We start from the raw sequence: 18,411 nt of genomic DNA on the forward strand, positions 1-18,411 counted from the left end.
ATCATCATGAACAAGCTGATAAAGAAATTATTCCTTTTGGGCCTGGCAGCATGTACCCTCCTGCCAGTGGAGGCGCAAGTGAAAGCCCCCACAGAAGACGACTATTATAAGATTATCACCATTCCTACTCCGGAAGGTATACTGCTCGAAGTAGGTGGCGTTGCCACGCTGCCCGACGGACGCATTGCCCTGTCTACACGCCGCGGCGATGTATGGGTGGTTGAAAACGCTGCCATGGTCGACGGCCGTGTGCCGAGCTATACCCTCTTCGCTACCGGCCTGCACGAGCCGCTGGGTCTTGCCTATAAAGACAACGCCCTCTACGCTGCCCAACGCGGCGAGCTCACCAAGCTGGTCGACACCGACGGCGACGGCAAAGCCGACGTCTATGAAACAATCTATGCGTGGCCACTCTCCGGTCACTACCACGAATATTCCTTTGGTCCGAAGATCGCGCCAGACGGCAGCTTTTTCGTGACAGGGAACGTAGCCTTCGGCGACGAAGAGTGGTGGCGTGGCGAAAGCCGCCAGCCGTGGCGTGGATGGACCATGCACATTTTGCCGAACGGCACGATGGAACCCTGGGCTACGGGCATGCGCTCACCCTGTGGGTTGGGCATGATCGACGGCGAATTGTTCTACGACGACAACCAGGGTGACTGGCAAGGTTCCGGTGCGATCTTTCACGTAACTAAAGGAAGCTTTACGGGTCACCCCGCCGGTCTTCGTTGGACAGGCCACCCCAACTCGCCGGTTAAGCTCACGGCCGATCAGTTCTTTGCCAAGCTCGACGAACGCCGCATTCGTCAGAACGGTCAGGCGGTAAAGCCCGAGAACATCGCCGATGAAAAGAATCCCAACCTTCTCTTCGAGGTTAAGAAACAATTCCCGGAAGTACGCCTACCGGCAGTATGGCTGCCACACGGTGTGCTGGGTATCTCTAACTCTGAAATCCTCCGCGACGAAACAGCAGGTGGCTTCGGTCCTTTTGCCGGTCAGATCTTTGTAGGCGACCAGGGCCAAAGCAAGATCATGCGGGTTGTGATGGAGAAAGTAAAAGGCGAGTTCCAGGGTGTAGCCTTCGACTTCCGCTCGGGCTTCCAGTCGGGTGTATTGCGTATGAACTGGGGCCACGACGGCTCCCTGTTTGTCGGTGAAACAAACCGGGGCTGGGGCTCCGCTGGTACCACCACTTCGGGCTTCCAACGCTTGCTCTGGATGGGGGCTGTGCCGATGGAAATGAAGACTGTTCGCGCGATGCCTGACGGCTTCGAGATCGAGTTCACCAAACCGGTTGACAAAGCAAAGGCAGAGGACCTGTCATCCTACGAAGGCCGCAGCTTTATCTACAAATACCACTCGGTATACGGCAGCCCGACTATCAACGACGAGAAGCTAGTCATTAAAGGCGTAAAAGTATCTGACGACGCGATGACCGTGCGACTGGTGATCGACAACCTGCGTCAGTATTACCTACATGAGCTCATCTTGCCGGGCATCCGCTCGCAAGACGGCTTGCCGGTATTGCACGCCACGGCGTTCTATACCCTCAACAACATTCCCGACGGTGCACGCCTGGCGCCGGGTCAATACAGCACGAAAAAGTCTGCTGCGGCAGCCCCGGCTAAAACTACTCCAGCTAAAACAACGGCCGCGACAGCCGCTACTGCTTCGAAGAAAGCTCCCACATATGCTGAGATCGAACCGCTGCTGGTGAAGAACACGTGTACCGCCTGCCACCAGGTCAACAAGCGCCAGGTGGGCCCGTCCTTTGCCGACGTAGCCAAGCGTAAGTACAGCAACGAGCGCATCGTGCAGCTGATCTATAATCCCGAGCCGAAGAACTGGCCCGAGCACGAGACGCCCATGGCGCCGATGCCCCAGGTACCGAAGGCCGAGGCCCTTAAGATTGCCAGCTGGATCAACTCCTTGCGCAAAGAAACCGCGCCGAATCCATAGGCATCTAAGCTCTATAGCATTGTCCATAATCCCGAAGGAACTCCCTTCGGGATTTTTTTATGTTCTTGAGTTGGCCGAAATCCATCTAAGTAAATGATAATTAGAAGCTTGTTTTGAGCCTGGGATATCGGCCAGAAAAATTTTTTAAACTTTTTTCACTTAGCCGTGGCTCCTGCTTTGGAAAAATCCGTTCCTCTACTACCTTTGCAGTCCCAAAATATGGGAGCTTAGCTCAGCTGGTTCAGAGCATCTGCCTTACAAGCAGAGGGTCGGGGGTTCGAACCCCTCAGCTCCCACAGAAAAGCCACTCAATCGAGTGGCTTTTTTTATTAGCTTGACCCTGTCATGTACGACCTGTTAACACATACCCCGCTGTTCGCTTTTGCCCTTCAGGAAGAAGCCACCCATGAGTTTACGGAGTTTGAGCCTCTGTTTGTCGGTGTTGGTAAGCTGAATGCTGCTTTTAGTCTCATGCGACAGATCACCTTGCGGCGGCCGAGCATCATCATCAACCTGGGGTCGGCGGGGAGTCAGCTGCATGCGCGGGGAACAGTCGTGTGCTGTACGCAGTTTATTCAACGCGATATGGATGTGACAGCGTTGGGGTTTGAGAAGTATACCACACCGTTTACCGATCAGCCTGCTGTATTGCGTTATGGATTGACTGCGCCGGGCTTGCCTGAAGGTATTTGCGGCAGTGGCGATAGCTTTGAAGTGAATCACGCTGCCACGGCGTATGATGTGATCGACATGGAGGCGTATGCCCTGGCCTGGGTAGCGATGAAAGAACAGATTCCTTTCTTGTGTCTGAAGTATATATCGGACGGCGCCGATGGGCAGGCAGCGACGGATTGGCAGACTTCTGTACGCAGTGCATCCAGTGCTTTAAAAACCGTTATTCATAAACTGCGACAACCGCAATAACCCCAACGTAGTGGCCACACACTGATTTGCGCCACGTTATTCTATCTATCTCATCAATTGCTGGCTGGTCTATCACGCGTCGTCGTGTATTTTTCTCTACAAAAATCATCGCTTCACGATGCCGTGGCCTTGGAGGAAATCGCATTGTTGAGTCAACAACACGTATTTTAGCCAAAGTGGGTACGATCTTTTAAAAACTATTTATGTCTGACCGGCCTGTTCGTCGGTGTAAATGCAGGATTAGTCCATCACACGCATGGTTGAAAACCTCCTGTAAGTAGTTAACCTGTCTGCTTCGCCAGCTTTTTTCAGCTGTATAAACTCGAAGCGGTAAATATTTAACCTATGAAGAGACTCATCGTTGTATCCAATCGCCTGCCGTACCAAGTGCAGGAGAGTGAGGGTAAAGTCATCCTCCGGCAAAGTGATGGTGGCCTGGTAACGGCCCTGAAAAGCTATTTTGAAGAAGAAGCCCGCAAGGGTGGTGCTGTTGAAAAACGTTGGGTGGGGGCTGCCGATTTTCCGGAAAAGCGTTGGAAAAAATTCAAGGCACAGGAGGGTACCGAAGCGACCTTTGAGATCGACCCGATCTTCATTGAGAAAAAAACCTATAATAAGTTCTATAACGGCTTTTGCAACGCCACACTCTGGCCGCTGTTTCATTACTTCCCTTCTTATGTAGAATATGATGAGGAGACTTTTCAGGCGTATGAGGCCGTAAACCGCGCGTTCGCCGATATGCTCCTCACCTTCTTGCAACCCGGTGATACATTATGGATTCACGACTATCAGTTGCTGTTATTACCCGACATGATCCGGCAAAAACTGCCTGATATCTCCATTGGATTCTTTTTACACATTCCTTTTCCTTCGTATGAGATCTTCCGGTTGTTACACCGTACCTGGAAAGAGAAGATCATTCGCGGTATGTTGGGAGCGGACCTGGTTGGGTTTCACACGCATGAATATGTGCAGCATTTTTTGAAGACGGTGCGCATGGTAGCGGGGCACGATCACCAATTTCGCTCCATTGTAGTAGATAATCGCATCATTAAAACTGACTTATTCCCGCTAGGCATCGACTATGCGAAATTCCACGATGCGGCCAATTTGCCGGCCGTGATCGAGCAACGGGATACGATCCGTAAAAACTTTCAAGATAAGAAGATCATATTTTCCGTTGATCGCCTGGATTATACCAAAGGCGTTACACACCGGCTGGTGGGATTTGAGAAATTCCTGGAGGCTTATCCTGAATGGAAAGAGCAGGTGGTGTTTGTCCTGGTGGTCGTGCCTTCGCGGCAGATTATTTCCAAGTACAATGAGCGTTTGAAATTAATTGAAGAGCAAGTGGGTAGTATCAACGGCAAGCACTCAACGCTGTCGTGGCAACCCATTATTTATAGATATAGCAACCTGGCTTTTGATGAGCTGTGCGCGTTGTATGAAGCAGCAGATGCCGCGTTGATCACACCCTTGCGCGACGGCATGAACCTTGTAGCAAAGGAATATGTCGCAAGCCGGGCGCAGGAGGATGGTGTGCTGATCTTGAGCGAGCTGGCGGGTGCAGCAAGTGAAATGGGCGAGGCATTGTTGGTGAACCCCGTGGATACGATTGATATGGCCAACGCCATTTCTACTGCCTTGACAATGCCTGTACAAGAACAGCGGCACAACATGAAGTTGTTGCAAAAACGACTACAAGACTATACCGTCATTCATTGGGTGAATGATTTCCTAAAGCAACTGGAAGATGTGCGTGTTCAACAGCATGAGCAGGAGACGAAAGCCATCACCGCCAACGTGGCGAAACACATTTCGGACGACTTCCACCACGCGGGTACGCGACACCTATTGTTAGATTATGATGGCACCCTGGTGCCTTTTGCACGCCACCCGTCACAAGCGCGACCCGATGAGAACCTGTTGAAACTGCTGGGAGAGCTTTCAGCGAATACACAAACCGACATTACGATCATCAGCGGACGTGACAGCTCAACGTTGGAGGAATGGTTTAGCAATTTGTCACTTAACCTGGTGGCGGAGCACGGCGCGTCTATCCGTCTCAAGAACGGTCCGTGGACGCATGGTGAAGCGATTGATCAAACCTGGAAGCCCCTGATCCGTCCGACGCTGGAGCTTTTTGCACAGCGAAGCCCGGGGGCATTTATTGAAGAAAAGAATCACACGCTCGCATGGCATTATCGCAATGTGGACGCTGAGCTTGGCTTTGTACGCTCACGCGAATTGCTCGACAACCTTTTCCACCTGGTGCGTAACGGGCAGTTGCAGATTATCGATGGCAACAAAGTGATCGAGGTGCGTGTAGCTGGCGTCGATAAAGGAAATGCTGCGCGCCGGCTAGTCGATGACCATGCATACGATTTCGTGCTAGCCATTGGCGATGATAAGACGGATGAAGATATGTTCCGGGCGTTGACCGAGAAAGCCGTTACGATTAAAGTGGGGGCAGGCCATACCCTTGCACACTACAATATACCGTCACAACAGGGTGTTATTCAACTGCTGAATAAGCTCGCACATTAACTCATAGACAAGCGGTTTATTTTTTTGTACCTTAGGGTTCACTAATTTATACCGTCTGCTATGCCTGTATTGGATCCGGTCTTCAAAAAGCTGAACTACAAAGATCAGTCTACGCTCTATATCATCGATGCTCCTGAAAGCTTCGTCCCTACTATGAAAGGCATGGAGGCATTTGCCACTATCAAGACGTCATTGACTGGCGCCAAACGGGTAAACTTCATACTGGCATTTGTAAAGACACAGCGGCAAATTGACACCATGGCTACAAAGGTACCGCAGGTGCTGGAAGACGATGCGGTGTTATGGTTTGCATACCCGAAGGGCACGTCGAAGAAATATACCTGTGACTTTAATCGTGACACCGGGTGGAATGCCTTCGGGACACTGGGATTCGAGCCCGTGCGCATGGTGGCAATTGACGAAGATTGGAGCGCCCTCCGGCTGCGGAGGGTTGAGCACATCAAGACTATGACGCGCAGCTTTGCTATGAGCGAGGCCGGCAGGAAAAAAGTTGAAGGTGCAAAAAAGGCTTCGAAGGCGGAGCCTCCAAAGAAGGCTGCCAAGGGCAAAGCTCCTGCAAAAGGCAAATCCGCTAAGTGATCCTATCAGCGCTCAAATTCGCGCGACGACCGTATCATCTCAGAATAACTTTGTTTTTTAGCGCAAGCCGTCATGGTCAGGACGATGCGTTTGGTTTTGGTGGCGCTTGTTTTGGCGCTTTCGATCCATTTGCTAAAGTAGGCCTGGTGTGAAGGCGCCAGCGACTTAAAATACTTCATGGCATCGGGGTCATCTTTGAGGCATTTTAGCAGGTCGGCGGAGAGCTGTAAGGCCCGATCGTCGGGTTCCATGACTACCCTTATAGTATCCCCTAATTTTTTGCCGGTACCCTTGCGGAGGGCGGCATTCAGCGGCAGGATAAAATTACCTTCGCCCATGGGAAGCAGCGCCAGCTTTTCGAAGGCGAAGGAATCCAGGGTACCTTTAACGCGAAAGGACACTTTGGTGTCAGGCTTTAGCTTGCAGGCCTGGGTGGCAGGTATTTCAATATAGGTCCAGCCGCTCTTTTCTCCTTTTTTCTCGAACTTGAGCACCTTGGCATTAAACTTTACCATACGAGGCAAGGTACAAAATTTTGGCACGTCCGACTGGAACATTGTGTTGACAACTATTGTTCTTACTTTGAATTGTGCCGTAACCCGAACGAACAGATATGTCACTCGAGCAAGATATTAAGCAGGAGAAATTTCAAAATGAATACCACAAAGCCAGCATCAACATTCTTTATACCGGCAGCTGGCTGTATAACGTCAACGCGACGTATCTGAAGAAGTTCGATATCACGCCCGAGCAATTCAATGTATTGCGCATTCTGCGAGGCGCCCATCCGCAGAGCATGATGCTGGCGGAAGTTTCGGCCCGAATGATTGACAAGAACAGCAATTGCACGCGCCTGGTAGAGAAACTGCGCCAGAAGGGACTGGTGAGCCGCGAGATTCGGGAAGATAATCGCCGGCAGGTAGATATCCGCGTGACGGATAAAGGCCTGACCCTGCTGAAAAAAATGGATGCTGATGACCGTGGACCATCATTCCTGTCTGTATTTGAAAATCTTACAAAAAAAGAAGCTCGCGAGTTGAACCGCATTTTGGATAAGTTGCGCAGTTAAAAAAATTCACGACAACTATTGTAATAACAACAGTTGTGTGAACTTCGATCGAAGGGGTTGTGTTAAGTGATTGAACATTGGTCGGAAGGACGATCAAATCAACAAATTACCTTTATGAATACCGTACTGCACAAATCAAACACCCGTGGTAATGCTAATCACGGCTGGCTCGATAGCCACCACACGTTTAGCTTCGCGCATTATTACGATCCTACCCGTATGCATTTTGGGGCGTTGCGTGTCCTGAACGATGACGCAGTGGCTCCAGGCAAAGGCTTTGGCACCCACCCGCACGATAACATGGAGATCATTTCGATCCCGCTGCACGGCGACCTGGAGCACAAAGACAGCATGGGAAACACGGCCGTAATCCAGGAAAATGATGTACAGATCATGAGCGCCGGCACGGGCATCTATCACTCGGAATACAATAAGAATTCGGACAAGCCGGTAAAATTCCTGCAGATCTGGGTGTTCCCGAAAGAAAAAAACATACAGCCGCGCTATGAGCAGAAGACGTATCTGCCAGAAGACCGCGTGAACAAATTACAGGTGGTAGTAGCGCCGACGGATTCGCCGGAGAGCGTACGCATCAACCAGGATGCCTGGTTTTCGCTTGGCAACCTGAAGAAAGGTTTTCAAACGGAGTACACGCTCCACAAACAAGGTACGGGTGTGTATGCGTTTGTACTTGAAGGAAGCGTAACGATACAAGGGCAGCGCCTGGAGCGTCGTGATGGATTTGGCATCTGGAATACGGAGAGCTTATCGATCCTGGCGGACGAGGATGCTGAAATCCTGTTGATGGAAGTTCCGATGAATTAAAAAGTGTAAATTACCTGCCGTATTTGTGATCCTTGAAGCTATGCAGAAGTCATCCACGATCGAATATCCGGTTACGGCACTGATACAAAACAGGAAGAGCACACGGGCATTTTCAGCGGCCCCGATCGAAGGCGAGAAAATCTACTCGCTGTTCGAGGCCACGCGCTGGGCACCGTCCAGCGCCAACGAGCAACCTTGGGTATATATCTACGCCACACGCGACCAGGAAACACTTTGGAACAAGATGTTTGATTGTCTGGACGAGGGGAATAAGATCTGGACCAAGGATGCTCCCTTGCTGATCGCCAGCCTGGCACGCAAACATTTTACGCGCTACAGCAGCGCCAATGCACACGCCATGTACGACCTGGGAGGAGCCAACTCCTTCCTGTCGTTACAGGCGGTGGAGCTGGGCTTGCAAGTGCGCCAGATGGCAGGCTTTGATATGCCGAAGGCCGTTGTCAACCTGCAGGTGCCCGATACGTTTGAGGTCGGTGTATTTCTCGCCGTAGGGTATCCCGGCGACCCGGCCTCCCTTCCGGAAAAGCTCAAGCTGCGCGAGCTGGCACCTCGCGAGCGTTTCCTGCAGCAAGAATTTGTCATGAACAGAACTTTCTAATGATCCCTGAAAAAACTGCCGTGGCGACGATCGGTACCGATTCGTACTACACCACCCTGGAGTCAACGGTGCATACGTTACACGCCGACGAACCTATCGGGAGCGGCGGCACGGACCGGGGTCCGAGCCCCCACGATTTTCTGCGGATGTCACTCGCCTCGTGCACAGCCATTACGTTGCGGATGTATGCCAATCGTAAAAACTTTGATGTACAGCAAATACAGGTGAAAGTACTGAGCGAGCAGGTTGAAGGAAAAACGATCTTTCACCGCGACGTTGTTATTACCGGCAACCTGGATGAAACGCAGCACAAGCGGATGTTACAGATTGCCAATGCTTGTCCTGTGCACAAGACGCTGACCAATCCCATCGAAATTCAGACAAACCTGTCGGCTACTGCTCCTCGCTAATAAGCGCTTCGCGTTTCACCCGGTGGGACGTCAGCAACAGAGAGATTGCGCCTGCGAGAATCATGATGGCTGTTTGCCAGCCGTGGAAAATGAAGGTGAAGGCTGTGGCGTCAGCACTGTTAACATGGTATAAAAACACCAATCCCTGGGGTACAAGCAGATGATAAGAGCCTGTGCCTCCCGGCAGTGGTACCGCCATGGCAATGGAGCCGATAGCGAACAAGCTCAGCACAGCGCCAAAGCCCAGCTCGGCGGTAGACGGGAATGCCTTCAACACCGTATAGCTCATCAGGAAGTATAACATCCAGATGGCGGCGGAGTAGAATATAAATTGCGCCTTATTTTCCAACCGGAATACGGAAAGCAGCCCCTCTCTGAATCCATACCACGTTTTACGGATAAAATTCATGACGCGCTCGTTGCGTTTTACAAACCATATCACAAATGCACCTGCCATGAGCACCGGCACTACGATATATAGCAGCGTCTGCACGCGATTGGTACTATGGGATAGATTGATCGGCAATGTTTCTACGAAAGCAAATAACTTTTGCGATTCAACGGCAAACGAAATGACGATCAACGTCAACAGACAGAGCAAGTCGATAATGCGCTCCACGACCACCGTGCCAAACGACATGTCTACCGGTACTTTTTCCAGCTTGTATAAATTGTAACAGCGCGACACTTCGCCCCCACGCGGAATGACGAGGTTTACGAGATAGCCTACCATGAGGGAGTAGAAGCTATTCGCCAACGAGGGCGCATAACCGGCAGGGCCCATGAGCATACGCCAGCGGGCAGCGCGCACCAGGTGACTCAACATGGCAATGACGGCCATGAGCAACAGCCAGCCTTTGTTAGCCGATTGCCAGGTGACGTTAAGGTATTCCAGCTTATTCTCGCCCTTCAGGCCACGTAGCGACAATCCTATTAACAGAAAGGTGACAGCAAAGATGATCGCGTACTGGAGGATGGTCTTGAAGCGGGAAGATACAGTCACGGTATAGGGTTGAGTGTGGTCCCGGCGTTAGGACAGTTTATTGTCGGGGGTGGGGAATATAATGGTCGGTTTGAACGCTTTCGCTTTTTCAAACTTCATCGAGGCATACGAGATCACAATAACGATATCACCGACCTGCGCTTTACGCGCTGCAGGACCGTTAAGGCATACCATGCCGGAGCCGCGTTCGCCGCGAATGATATAGGTTTCGAGGCGTTCACCGTTGTTAACGTTTACAACCGTTACTTTTTCGCCTTCGATCATGTTGGCCGCGTCCAGCAGATCTTCGTCGATGGAGATGCTGCCCACGTAGTGCAGCTCGGCCTGTGTGATCTTTGCGCGGTGTATTTTCGACTTTAGAACTTCAATTCTCACGTTGGTGGTTGTTACTGTAAAAACATGTTGTCGATCAATCGGACTTCCCCTACAAAACCTGCTATACACATGATCGGCTGGCCTGAAAGCGAGTCTGACGCCTTAACGTTTTCCAGGATATTTAAGTTTTTGCTGTCGGCTAATTCAAAGTATTCCAGTGAAACTTGCCGTTCGTCAAATTTTGCCTGTACAATGGCGCGGGCATCTTGCACCGTTTTGCCTTGCTGCAGGGCTTGTTTGGCGCCCAAGAGTGATTCGTAGAACACGGTGGCTACCTGCCGCTGCTCCGGGTTTAAACGTAGGTTGCGCGAGGACATCGCCAGGCCGTCTTCTTCACGCGAGGTAGGCACGCTGGTGAGCTCCAGGTCGAAATTCAGCTCTTCCACCAGGCGGCGTATAACCGCGAACTGTTGCCAGTCTTTCTGGCCAAAATAGGCCTGGGTGGGTTGAATGATATTAAACAGCTTGGAAACGACTAATCCCACGCCGCTGAAGTGTCCTGGGCGGAAAGCCCCTTCCATGACCTTATCCAGGTGACCGAAATCGAACCTGATAATCGCCTTCTCGGGATACATTTCGCTCGCCTCCGGACAAAAAACAGCATCACACTCAACTTTTTCGAGTAATAAAGTGTCTTTATCTAAAGTGCGGGGATATTTCTGCAGATCGCTGGGATTGTTGAACTGTGTAGGGTTTACAAAGATGGAGCAAACCGTTACATCGTTCTGCGCTGCTGAAGCCTTGATAAGGGATAAATGCCCCGCATGTAAGGCGCCCATGGTCGGGACGAGTCCGACAGACTTACCCGCGCGTTTTTGGGCGTTCAGAAAGGCTTTTAATGGGGCTATTTGCTTGAAAATCTCCATTTTACGCCGCTTTGGCAAAGGGGGTCAAAGATATAGGGAAAAAGGAAAATAAGTTGATCCAGGGGGTATTTTTTTGTACTTTTGTGGCTCAATTTTCCGTTCTACTTTTAAAATCTAAGTAATATGTCAAAACTCCGTATCCTTTATGTAGCCAGCGAGATAAACCCATTTTTGCAAACTTCAGAAGTAGCGGACTTTGTCCGTAAGCTTCCGCAAGCCATGCAGGAAAAGGGGATGGAGATCAGGATTCTCGTGCCGCGTTTTGGTATCATCAACGAACGTAAAAACCGGTTACATGAAGTAGTGAGGCTGTCGGGTATTAACATTGCCGTGGGGGATGAAGAGAAGCCTCTGATCATTAAAGTAGCGTCTATTCCGAACGCCAAGCTTCAAGTGTACTTTATCGATAACGAAGATTATTTCCATCGCAAGTCAGTTTTCCACGACAAAGAGAACAACTTCTACGAAGACAACGACGAGCGCGCTATCTTTTTCTGCAAGGGTGTTATTGAAACCGTGCGTAAGTTGGGCTGGGCCCCGGACGTAGTTCATTGCAACGACTGGATCACAAGCTTTATACCGCTGTATCTCAAGACGACCTACAAGAACGACCCGTTGTTTAAAAACACCAAGACCGTTTTCACGATCTATAACAATGCCTTTACACACAAATTCAAAGGTGACCTTATGGACAAGGTGAAGATGATGGACATTGAAGACAACATGTTGGGCAACTTGAAGTCAGCAGACTTCGAAGGCTTTATCAAATTGGGTATAGAGTTTTCGGATGCCGTACTGGCCGAAGGCGAAACCAAAAAACTGGAAGGCCTTTTCAAGAAAATCAAAGAGAAGAAAGTCGAAACAATCAAGGAAGAAAACTACACCGAATCCTATTTTAATTTCTATAATGAACTTGTGGGTTAATCGCATTCAAGGGCAACTGACCGTATTGGCAGTTGCCTTATTTTTTTTCTCATGCGAAGATGAGGCCAACCGATTAGGATATCCAAATCCAAATTCCAAATTCGATCTCAAGACCATCGACATTCCCGTGACGAGTAGCATCCTGCTATTGGATTCTGTTCGCACGTCGAACTATGATGCCGTCAACGACGTGAACCGGTTCCTCGTGGGCCGGTATAACGACTCCCGTTTTGGTGACATCGCGTCGGCCACTTTCGCCGAGCTGTTGCCCGCCGATACGCTCGAGATCGACACGCTGAACAACAACGGCGTCATTACACGCGATGACGCGGTGTTTGACTCGGTGTCCATTCAGTTCCGTCATGACTTTTACGTATACGGCGCTGCCGGCAACACGCAGCAACAAATTGCTGTTCACGAGGTGACAGAAAGGCTCGTGGCTGGGTATACGGTAACCAAGACCACACACATTGGTGGCCAGCAGAAGCCGCAGGAAATTACATACCCGCAGCCGCAGCTGTACCTGAGCAAAACTACAATACCCTACAACCCTGTGGCGCTGGGTACCAAAACCTATGGCGTGGACAGGGACAAGCACATCAGCTATGCTGCTGATGCTACGCCTCCGGAAATCATCACGTCGGTAAACCTGGACCCCGCGTTTGGGCAACGGTTGTTTGATCTGATCCGCGAAAACCCGGATTCCGCGCAGAGCCGTGCCTTCTTCCAGAAACACCTGAAGGGTATTGCAATCATTCCACAAGGAGACAAAGTGATTGGCTTTAATCCCGCCGACGCGCTGACGCGTTTGGAGATTCATTATCACACAACGAAAGAAGACTCATTGATGCTGCCGATTACTTTTGCAGGCTTGGTGAGCTACAACCAAATTACAGCCGATCGTGCTGTATCCGAGTTAAGCGGTTTAAATACATTCTATCAGGATACCGACCTGGGCAACGACCTGCGATATGTACAGGCCGGTACCGGTGTCGTGACAAAGATCGACTTCTCTGCATTCAAAAGCGCCCTGGACGGTCTTGGCCGGGTAGTGATCAACGATGCTGAGTTTATCATTAAAGACGTAGAAGATGGCGGTGTGCTGACGCCTCCGGGTAATCTGGCCGTGAAGCTAATCAATAACAACAACCGGTTTATCGAGCTGCCCTTCCCCGGACGGAGCGGTGACTACCAAACGTCGTATAATAACATCGCGTCGTATGAAGGATTCATTAACTTCAACAACGATGCGACGACCAGCTATTCAAACTACTTTTATTTCGTACGTGGCTCGCGTTTTGCCTTTGACAGTACCTTCTTTGTGATGAACGATAACAGAACGTTCCTGACACTGAACTACTCGGCGGATACGAAGACCTACCGGGGCAGTGCGCCGAGGTTCTTCCAGCAACTGTTCTTAAAGACAGGTGATGCTCCGCTCTTTACGAAGGCCGTCCTGCTGCCTTATGCGCCGGCAGCGGCCGCCTCGGATCCTCCATATGGCCGCCATATTTACGGCAAGATGTTGAACCGGGCAGCTTTCCGGAAGGATAACATCATCCTCCGGGTTTATTATACCACCCCTGCAATCAATTAAAACAATTATTTTTTATGTGCGGAATTGTTGCTTATGTGGGGCATCGCCAAGCCCAGAAAATCATCATTAAAGGGCTTAAGCGCCTGGAGTATCGTGGTTACGATAGCGCCGGGATCGCCCTGTTGAACGGTGGTTTGAACGTTTACAAGAAGAAAGGAAAAGTATCGGAACTGGAAGAGTACCTGAAAGGTAAGAGTCTCGACAGCCACATCGGTATTGGTCACACGCGCTGGGCTACCCACGGCGAACCTAACGACGCTAATGCTCACCCGCACTACTCGGCTTCGGGCAAACTTGCCATTATTCACAACGGTATCATCGAGAACTATAACTCGCTGAAGCAAGAGCTGCTCCGCAAGGGCCACGTCTTCCACAGCGATACCGATACAGAAGTGTTCATTCACTTTATTGAAGACATCAAAGACAACGAACGTTGCTCGCTGGAAGAAGCGGTGCGACTGGCGTTGACCAAAGTGGTCGGTGCGTATGCCATCGTGATCATGTCCCTGGAAGATCCGAACTTACTCGTGGCCGCCCGGAAGGGTAGCCCGATGGTGGTAGGTGTCGGCAAAGAAGAATTCTTCCTGGCATCGGATGCTACGCCGATCGTGGAGTATACCAATGAAGTTATATACCTGAATGATCAGGAGATCGTCGTGATCCGCGACGGCGAGCTGAGCATCAAAGACACAGCGAACTTGCCGCTGACGCCGTACATCCAAACCATCGACCTTGAATTGGAGGCGATTGAGAAGGGTGGTTACGAGCACTTCATGATCAAAGAGATTTTCGAGCAGCCCCGGTCTATCCGTGATTGTCTCCGCGGGCGTCTGGATTCGCAATCGGGACGTCTGATTCTCGGCGGTTTGCGCGAGTATGTCAACAAGCTTGTTAATGCAGACCGTATTCTGATTGTAGCCTGCGGTACTTCCTGGCATGCAGGCCTGGTGGCCGAGTATTTCTTTGAAGAGTTCTGCCGCATCCCGGTCGAAGTTGAATATGCGTCGGAGTTCCGTTACAGAAACCCGGTGATCCGTGAAGGCGACGTGGTGATTGCTATTTCGCAATCCGGTGAAACCGCCGATACGCTGGCAGCCATCGAGCTTGCCAAATCAAAAGGCGCTATCATCTTTGGTGTATGTAACGTAGTCGGCTCGTCGATTGCGCGCGCTACACACGCGGGTGCATATACGCACGCCGGTCCCGAGATCGGTGTGGCCAGCACAAAAGCCTTTACTGCACAGCTGACGGTGTTGAACATGATCGCATTGATTGTGGCGCAGAAGAAAGGCACCATTACCGAGCAAAAGCTGCACGAGCTGCTGACGGAAATGGAGAACATTCCGGAGAAAGTAGAGAAGGCTTTGAAATTGAACGATCAAATTCGGGAGATCGCGGCTACCTTTAAAGATGCCCGCAACTTTATATACCTGGGTCGTGGTTATAACTTCCCCGTAGCACTGGAAGGTGCCTTGAAGCTGAAAGAGATCTCGTACATTCACGCAGAAGGCTATCCGGCGGCAGAAATGAAGCACGGTCCGATTGCGCTGATCGACGACGAGATGCCGGTAGTATTCATCGCGACACGCGATAGCTCGTACGAGAAAGTAGTTTCAAATATTCAAGAGGTGAAAGCTCGTAAAGGCCGCGTAATTTCCGTCGTAACGGAAGGCGACCAGCAGATTCCGAAAATGTCGGAGTTTGTGATCGAAGTGCCCGCGGTGCACGAGGCCCTGATGCCGATGGTGTCCGTTATTCCGCTACAGCTGCTCTCCTATCACATTGCTGTGATGCGTGGTTGTAACGTAGACCAGCCGCGTAACCTGGCAAAGTCGGTGACAGTAGAGTAAGACCACAACCTGATTTAAGATTTACAGAAGTCCTCTCGTTACGGGAGGACTTTTTTTATTTGCTGCGCAGGTATTCCTGCCGCAGCAGCGGGCAGATCTTATAGCGTTCGTCTTTCGTATCGGCGTACACAGCCTCTAACAATGCGTATACCTGGCGAATGCCGATGCGTGCGCACCATTCAAACGGGCCATAGGGGTAGTTGGTACCCAGCTTCATCGCAAGGTCGATGGCTTCTTTGGTAGCGGTGCCTTCCATTGCGGTATAGTAAGCTTCGTTGATGATCATGCAAATAACACGTGGGGTGACCAGCCCTACACGGTCTTCTACCAGTACGTACTTTGTTTGAAGCTGCTTGCAGATCTCTGTTACGATAACCTCGTCCTCGGCCTTTCCAAGCACCAGCTCTAACAGCGGACGGTTCAGCAGTGTATGCATACCGTTGAATCCGACAATACACCCCGGGCCCTGAAAGTTGCTTTGCGAAATGAAGGTCCCCAGGCTTTGGGTGACGGTGTTGATGAAGACCGGTCTGCGCGTATGGGCATAAGTAGCCAATTGATGAGGCTGCTCGGCGATGATAAAATCGAGAACAAGGTCGCACGTAAGCAGGTGGGGTGGCAGCGTGTCGTAGTCGGTCAGCACAGTGTAGTGGTGAGTGTCTCCAAACTTCAGGAGGCTTTCCTGGTAGTGCTGATCACGGCCGACGATTAAAATTTTCATATCTGGCTACAAATAGCTTTGTCCTGTTATTTTTGGTCCTTACTAAAGGTAATTTTTAAACCCATAATCTCATGTCAAAAACTGTCGTTTATTCCGCCGCGGCGCCGGCACCAATCGGCCCGTACAGCCAGGCTATCCAAACCGGTAACATGTTGTTTGTTAGCGGCCAAATTGCGATTCAGCAATCGACCGGTCAAATGCTGACGGGCGATATTGAGGAAGAGACCAGGCAGGTCATGACCAATCTGGACGAAATCCTGAAGGTGGCAGGTATGGATTTCACCAACGTCGTGAAAACATCGATCTTTTTGAAAGACATGGGCAATTTCCCAAAGGTCAATGCCATTTATGGCGAGTACTTTCCGTCCAACCCACCGGCACGTGAAACAGTAGAGGTAAGCCGCCTGCCGAAGGACGTGAACGTGGAAATTTCGTGTATCGCTGTTAAATAGTATCCTAAAAAAGGCTGTTTTAGCCAGGCAAATTCGTATTGCTTCATACGCGAGGCGGTACCCCAATTTGTTACCTTTGCAGTCCAAATCAGAATTTCGAGCGCATGAGAGAAGTACGCGTACGTTTTGCCCCCAGTCCCACAGGTGCATTGCACATTGGTGGGGTACGGACCGCTTTGTATAACTATCTGCTGGCCCGCCAATTCGGCGGCACCATGATCTTACGGGTAGAGGATACAGACCAGACCCGTTTTGTGCCGGGAGCGGAAGAATACATTTTAAAGTCGTTGGAATGGGTCGGCATTAAAATCGACGAAGGGATAGGCGTAGGTGGCCCGCACGCACCATACCGCCAGTCCGAACGGAAATCCATGTACATGCAGTACGCCTTGCAGCTGATCAACGATGGCCACGCGTATTATGCCTTTGATACCGAACAAGAGCTGGAAGCCATGCGCGAACGGCTCAAGACCGCAGGTGTGGCTTCACCGCAATATAACAGCATTACGCGCACCCAGATGCGCAACTCGCTGACGCTCCCTGAAGACGAAGTGCGCGCACTGCTGGATGCCAGCACACCGTACGTCATTCGTTTGAAGGTGCCGCGTAAGGAAGAAGTACGCCTGAACGATTTGATCCGCGGTTGGGTGATGGTACACTCGTCGCAGATCGACGACAAGGTGTTGATGAAAAGCGACGGCATGCCGACATACCATCTGGCCAACGTCGTGGACGACTATTTGATGAAGATCTCGCACGTGATCCGCGGTGAAGAGTGGCTGCCCTCGGCGCCGCTGCACGTATTGCTGTACAAATACCTGGGCTGGGAAAACGAAATGCCCCAGTTCGCCCACTTGCCCCTGCTGCTCAAACCAGACGGCAATGGCAAGCTGAGCAAACGCGACGCCGACCAATTGGGCTTCCCTATTTTCCCGTTGACCTGGAAAGACCCCAATACGGGCGACGTTGCCGTGGGCTACAAAGAGTCCGGCTACCTGCCTGACGCGCTCATCAACTTCCTCGCCTTCCTCGGCTGGAACCCGGGCACTACGCAGGAGATTTTCTCGATGGAAGAGCTTATCAAGACATTCTCTATTGAACGCATTGGTAAGGCAGGTACGAAGTTTGACATTCACAAGGCACAGTGGTTTAACCAACAGTATCTGCGTGCCAAGCCCGATGCCGAGCTGGCCAACTACTTGCTGGAATCGTTGGAGCAGGAAAACATCGAATGCTCGTTCGAGAAGGCAACACAGATTGCTGTGTTGATGAAAGAACGGGCAACATTTCCGAAGGACTTCTGGGCACAAGGCAAATTCTTCTTCCATGCGCCCACGCAATTCGAAGAAAGTGTGGTGTCAAAGAAATGGAACGACGACGCGGTGAAAGTGCTGACAGCGTTCAAAGACGCTGTGGTAACGGCCGAAGCGTTTGATGCGAACGTGGCCAAGGCTACGCTCGAGCACGTTACCAGCACACTGGGCATAGGCACGGGCAAGATCATGCAAGCCTTGCGCGTGTCACTGACGGGTGCAGGTGCCGGACCAGACCTGATGATGATCATGGAGATCATCGGTAAAAATGAGGTCGTAACGAGAATTGATTACGCGCTGCAAAACATTAAAGTTAAAGTTGCGTAAAACTGTATACTGACTTTCCAGGCGCTGATA

Annotated in this window: 18 protein-coding genes and 1 tRNA gene; 14 read left to right on the top strand and 5 right to left on the bottom strand. The window is 50.9% G+C overall.

Annotation, left to right across the window (positions count from 1 at the left end):
• Positions 1-6 precede the first annotated feature (6 nt).
• From K7P01_RS11290 to K7P01_RS11310, 5 genes are all read left to right on the top strand, one after another.
• Positions 7-1,959 (top strand): DUF7133 domain-containing protein, encoded by a 1,953-nt coding sequence (locus K7P01_RS11290; RefSeq protein WP_267292984.1) that lies wholly within the window; start codon positions 7-9, stop codon positions 1,957-1,959.
• 221 nt (positions 1,960-2,180) lie between these two features.
• A tRNA-Val gene (locus tag K7P01_RS11295) sits at positions 2,181-2,255 on the top strand.
• 49 nt (positions 2,256-2,304) lie between these two features.
• Positions 2,305-2,883, top strand: coding sequence for a 5'-methylthioadenosine/S-adenosylhomocysteine nucleosidase family protein (locus K7P01_RS11300; protein WP_267292986.1), 579 nt, complete (start codon positions 2,305-2,307; stop codon positions 2,881-2,883).
• Between the two features lie 345 nt (positions 2,884-3,228).
• A complete protein-coding gene (locus tag K7P01_RS11305) occupies positions 3,229-5,430 on the top strand; it encodes a bifunctional alpha,alpha-trehalose-phosphate synthase (UDP-forming)/trehalose-phosphatase (RefSeq protein ID WP_267292988.1) in 2,202 nt (733 codons plus the stop codon).
• A 60-nt stretch (positions 5,431-5,490) separates the two neighbouring features.
• Positions 5,491-6,030, top strand: a complete 540-nt coding sequence (locus K7P01_RS11310) for a hypothetical protein (RefSeq protein ID WP_267292990.1) — start codon at positions 5,491-5,493, stop codon at positions 6,028-6,030.
• A gap of 5 nt (positions 6,031-6,035) precedes the next feature.
• On the opposite strand, the gene K7P01_RS11315 is transcribed toward K7P01_RS11310, so the two are convergent.
• Entirely contained in the window at positions 6,036-6,545 is a 510-nt protein-coding gene (locus K7P01_RS11315; RefSeq protein ID WP_267292992.1) for a YdeI/OmpD-associated family protein, read from the bottom strand.
• 98 nt (positions 6,546-6,643) lie between these two features.
• On the opposite strand from K7P01_RS11315, the gene K7P01_RS11320 reads away from it, so the two are divergent.
• From K7P01_RS11320 to K7P01_RS11335, 4 genes are all read left to right on the top strand, one after another.
• On the top strand, positions 6,644-7,099 hold the full coding sequence (locus K7P01_RS11320) for a MarR family winged helix-turn-helix transcriptional regulator (RefSeq protein WP_267292994.1): 456 nt from the start codon (positions 6,644-6,646) through the stop codon (positions 7,097-7,099).
• A gap of 114 nt (positions 7,100-7,213) precedes the next feature.
• Positions 7,214-7,924 (top strand): pirin family protein, encoded by a 711-nt coding sequence (locus K7P01_RS11325; RefSeq protein ID WP_267292996.1) that lies wholly within the window; start codon positions 7,214-7,216, stop codon positions 7,922-7,924.
• Positions 7,925-7,964: 40 nt separating this feature from the next.
• Positions 7,965-8,543, top strand: a complete 579-nt coding sequence (locus tag K7P01_RS11330; RefSeq protein WP_267292998.1) for a nitroreductase family protein — start codon at positions 7,965-7,967, stop codon at positions 8,541-8,543.
• On the top strand, positions 8,543-8,953 hold the full coding sequence (locus K7P01_RS11335; protein WP_267293000.1) for an OsmC family protein: 411 nt from the start codon (positions 8,543-8,545) through the stop codon (positions 8,951-8,953). The genes K7P01_RS11330 and K7P01_RS11335 overlap by 1 nt, the downstream gene beginning before the upstream one ends.
• Here K7P01_RS11335 and K7P01_RS11340 read toward each other — a convergent pair.
• Genes K7P01_RS11340 through panC form a run of 3 tightly spaced genes read right to left on the bottom strand, consistent with a single transcriptional unit; the run spans position 8,937 to position 11,197 of the window.
• Complete coding sequence (locus K7P01_RS11340) at positions 8,937-9,956, bottom strand: lysylphosphatidylglycerol synthase transmembrane domain-containing protein (RefSeq protein WP_267293002.1); 1,020 nt, start codon at positions 9,954-9,956, stop codon at positions 8,937-8,939. The two genes, K7P01_RS11335 and K7P01_RS11340, sit on opposite strands and share 17 nt — an antisense overlap.
• 27 nt (positions 9,957-9,983) lie before the next feature.
• Positions 9,984-10,331 carry an aspartate 1-decarboxylase gene (gene panD / locus K7P01_RS11345; protein ID WP_267293004.1) on the bottom strand — a complete coding sequence of 116 codons (348 nt, stop codon included), beginning with the start codon at positions 10,329-10,331 and terminating at the stop codon, positions 9,984-9,986.
• A gap of 11 nt (positions 10,332-10,342) precedes the next feature.
• A complete protein-coding gene (gene panC, locus K7P01_RS11350) occupies positions 10,343-11,197 on the bottom strand; it encodes a pantoate--beta-alanine ligase (RefSeq protein WP_267293006.1) in 855 nt (284 codons plus the stop codon).
• A 123-nt stretch (positions 11,198-11,320) separates the two neighbouring features.
• On the opposite strand from panC, the gene K7P01_RS11355 reads away from it, so the two are divergent.
• From K7P01_RS11355 to glmS, 3 genes are read left to right on the top strand one after another with little or no spacing between them, the layout of a single operon-like run.
• The gene (locus tag K7P01_RS11355; protein WP_267293008.1) at positions 11,321-12,121 is read left to right on the top strand and encodes a glycogen/starch synthase; all 801 of its coding nucleotides are present in this window, start codon (positions 11,321-11,323) and stop codon (positions 12,119-12,121) included.
• Positions 12,105-13,718, top strand: coding sequence for a DUF4270 family protein (locus tag K7P01_RS11360; RefSeq protein WP_267293010.1), 1,614 nt, complete (start codon positions 12,105-12,107; stop codon positions 13,716-13,718). The genes K7P01_RS11355 and K7P01_RS11360 overlap by 17 nt, the downstream gene beginning before the upstream one ends.
• A 14-nt stretch (positions 13,719-13,732) precedes the next feature.
• Positions 13,733-15,568, top strand: coding sequence for a glutamine--fructose-6-phosphate transaminase (isomerizing) (glmS, locus tag K7P01_RS11365; protein ID WP_267293012.1), 1,836 nt, complete (start codon positions 13,733-13,735; stop codon positions 15,566-15,568).
• Positions 15,569-15,623: 55 nt separating this feature from the next.
• On the opposite strand, the gene K7P01_RS11370 is transcribed toward glmS, so the two are convergent.
• Entirely contained in the window at positions 15,624-16,289 is a 666-nt protein-coding gene (locus tag K7P01_RS11370) for a 3-hydroxyacyl-CoA dehydrogenase family protein (RefSeq protein WP_267293014.1), read from the bottom strand.
• A gap of 71 nt (positions 16,290-16,360) precedes the next feature.
• Between K7P01_RS11370 and K7P01_RS11375 the strand changes: the two genes are divergently transcribed.
• Positions 16,361-16,741 (top strand): RidA family protein, encoded by a 381-nt coding sequence (locus tag K7P01_RS11375; RefSeq protein ID WP_267293016.1) that lies wholly within the window; start codon positions 16,361-16,363, stop codon positions 16,739-16,741.
• A 104-nt stretch (positions 16,742-16,845) separates the two neighbouring features.
• Positions 16,846-18,381, top strand: a complete 1,536-nt coding sequence (gltX, locus tag K7P01_RS11380) for a glutamate--tRNA ligase (RefSeq protein ID WP_267293018.1) — start codon at positions 16,846-16,848, stop codon at positions 18,379-18,381.
• The last annotated feature ends 30 nt before the right edge of the window (positions 18,382-18,411 follow it).

Source organism: Parachryseolinea silvisoli (assembly GCF_021190955.1).
Lineage (GTDB): Bacteria > Bacteroidota > Bacteroidia > Cytophagales > Cyclobacteriaceae > Ohtaekwangia > Ohtaekwangia silvisoli.

Excerpts from the sequence above, each read along its gene's own strand:
- K7P01_RS11290 (WP_267292984.1), top strand. The coding sequence starts at position 7 with ATGAACAAGCTGATAAAGAAATTATTCCTTTTGGGCCTGGCAGCATGT.
- K7P01_RS11300 (WP_267292986.1), top strand. The coding sequence starts at position 2,305 with ATGTACGACCTGTTAACACATACCCCGCTGTTCGCTTTTGCCCTTCAG.
- K7P01_RS11305 (WP_267292988.1), top strand. The coding sequence starts at position 3,229 with ATGAAGAGACTCATCGTTGTATCCAATCGCCTGCCGTACCAAGTGCAG.
- K7P01_RS11310 (WP_267292990.1), top strand. The coding sequence starts at position 5,491 with ATGCCTGTATTGGATCCGGTCTTCAAAAAGCTGAACTACAAAGATCAG.
- K7P01_RS11315 (WP_267292992.1), bottom strand. The coding sequence starts at position 6,545 with ATGGTAAAGTTTAATGCCAAGGTGCTCAAGTTCGAGAAAAAAGGAGAA.
- K7P01_RS11320 (WP_267292994.1), top strand. The coding sequence starts at position 6,644 with ATGTCACTCGAGCAAGATATTAAGCAGGAGAAATTTCAAAATGAATAC.
- K7P01_RS11325 (WP_267292996.1), top strand. The coding sequence starts at position 7,214 with ATGAATACCGTACTGCACAAATCAAACACCCGTGGTAATGCTAATCAC.
- K7P01_RS11330 (WP_267292998.1), top strand. The coding sequence starts at position 7,965 with ATGCAGAAGTCATCCACGATCGAATATCCGGTTACGGCACTGATACAA.
- K7P01_RS11335 (WP_267293000.1), top strand. The coding sequence starts at position 8,543 with ATGATCCCTGAAAAAACTGCCGTGGCGACGATCGGTACCGATTCGTAC.
- panC (WP_267293006.1), bottom strand. The coding sequence starts at position 11,197 with ATGGAGATTTTCAAGCAAATAGCCCCATTAAAAGCCTTTCTGAACGCC.
- K7P01_RS11355 (WP_267293008.1), top strand. The coding sequence starts at position 11,321 with ATGTCAAAACTCCGTATCCTTTATGTAGCCAGCGAGATAAACCCATTT.
- K7P01_RS11360 (WP_267293010.1), top strand. The coding sequence starts at position 12,105 with ATGAACTTGTGGGTTAATCGCATTCAAGGGCAACTGACCGTATTGGCA.
- glmS (WP_267293012.1), top strand. The coding sequence starts at position 13,733 with ATGTGCGGAATTGTTGCTTATGTGGGGCATCGCCAAGCCCAGAAAATC.
- K7P01_RS11370 (WP_267293014.1), bottom strand. The coding sequence starts at position 16,289 with ATGAAAATTTTAATCGTCGGCCGTGATCAGCACTACCAGGAAAGCCTC.
- K7P01_RS11375 (WP_267293016.1), top strand. The coding sequence starts at position 16,361 with ATGTCAAAAACTGTCGTTTATTCCGCCGCGGCGCCGGCACCAATCGGC.
- gltX (WP_267293018.1), top strand. The coding sequence starts at position 16,846 with ATGAGAGAAGTACGCGTACGTTTTGCCCCCAGTCCCACAGGTGCATTG.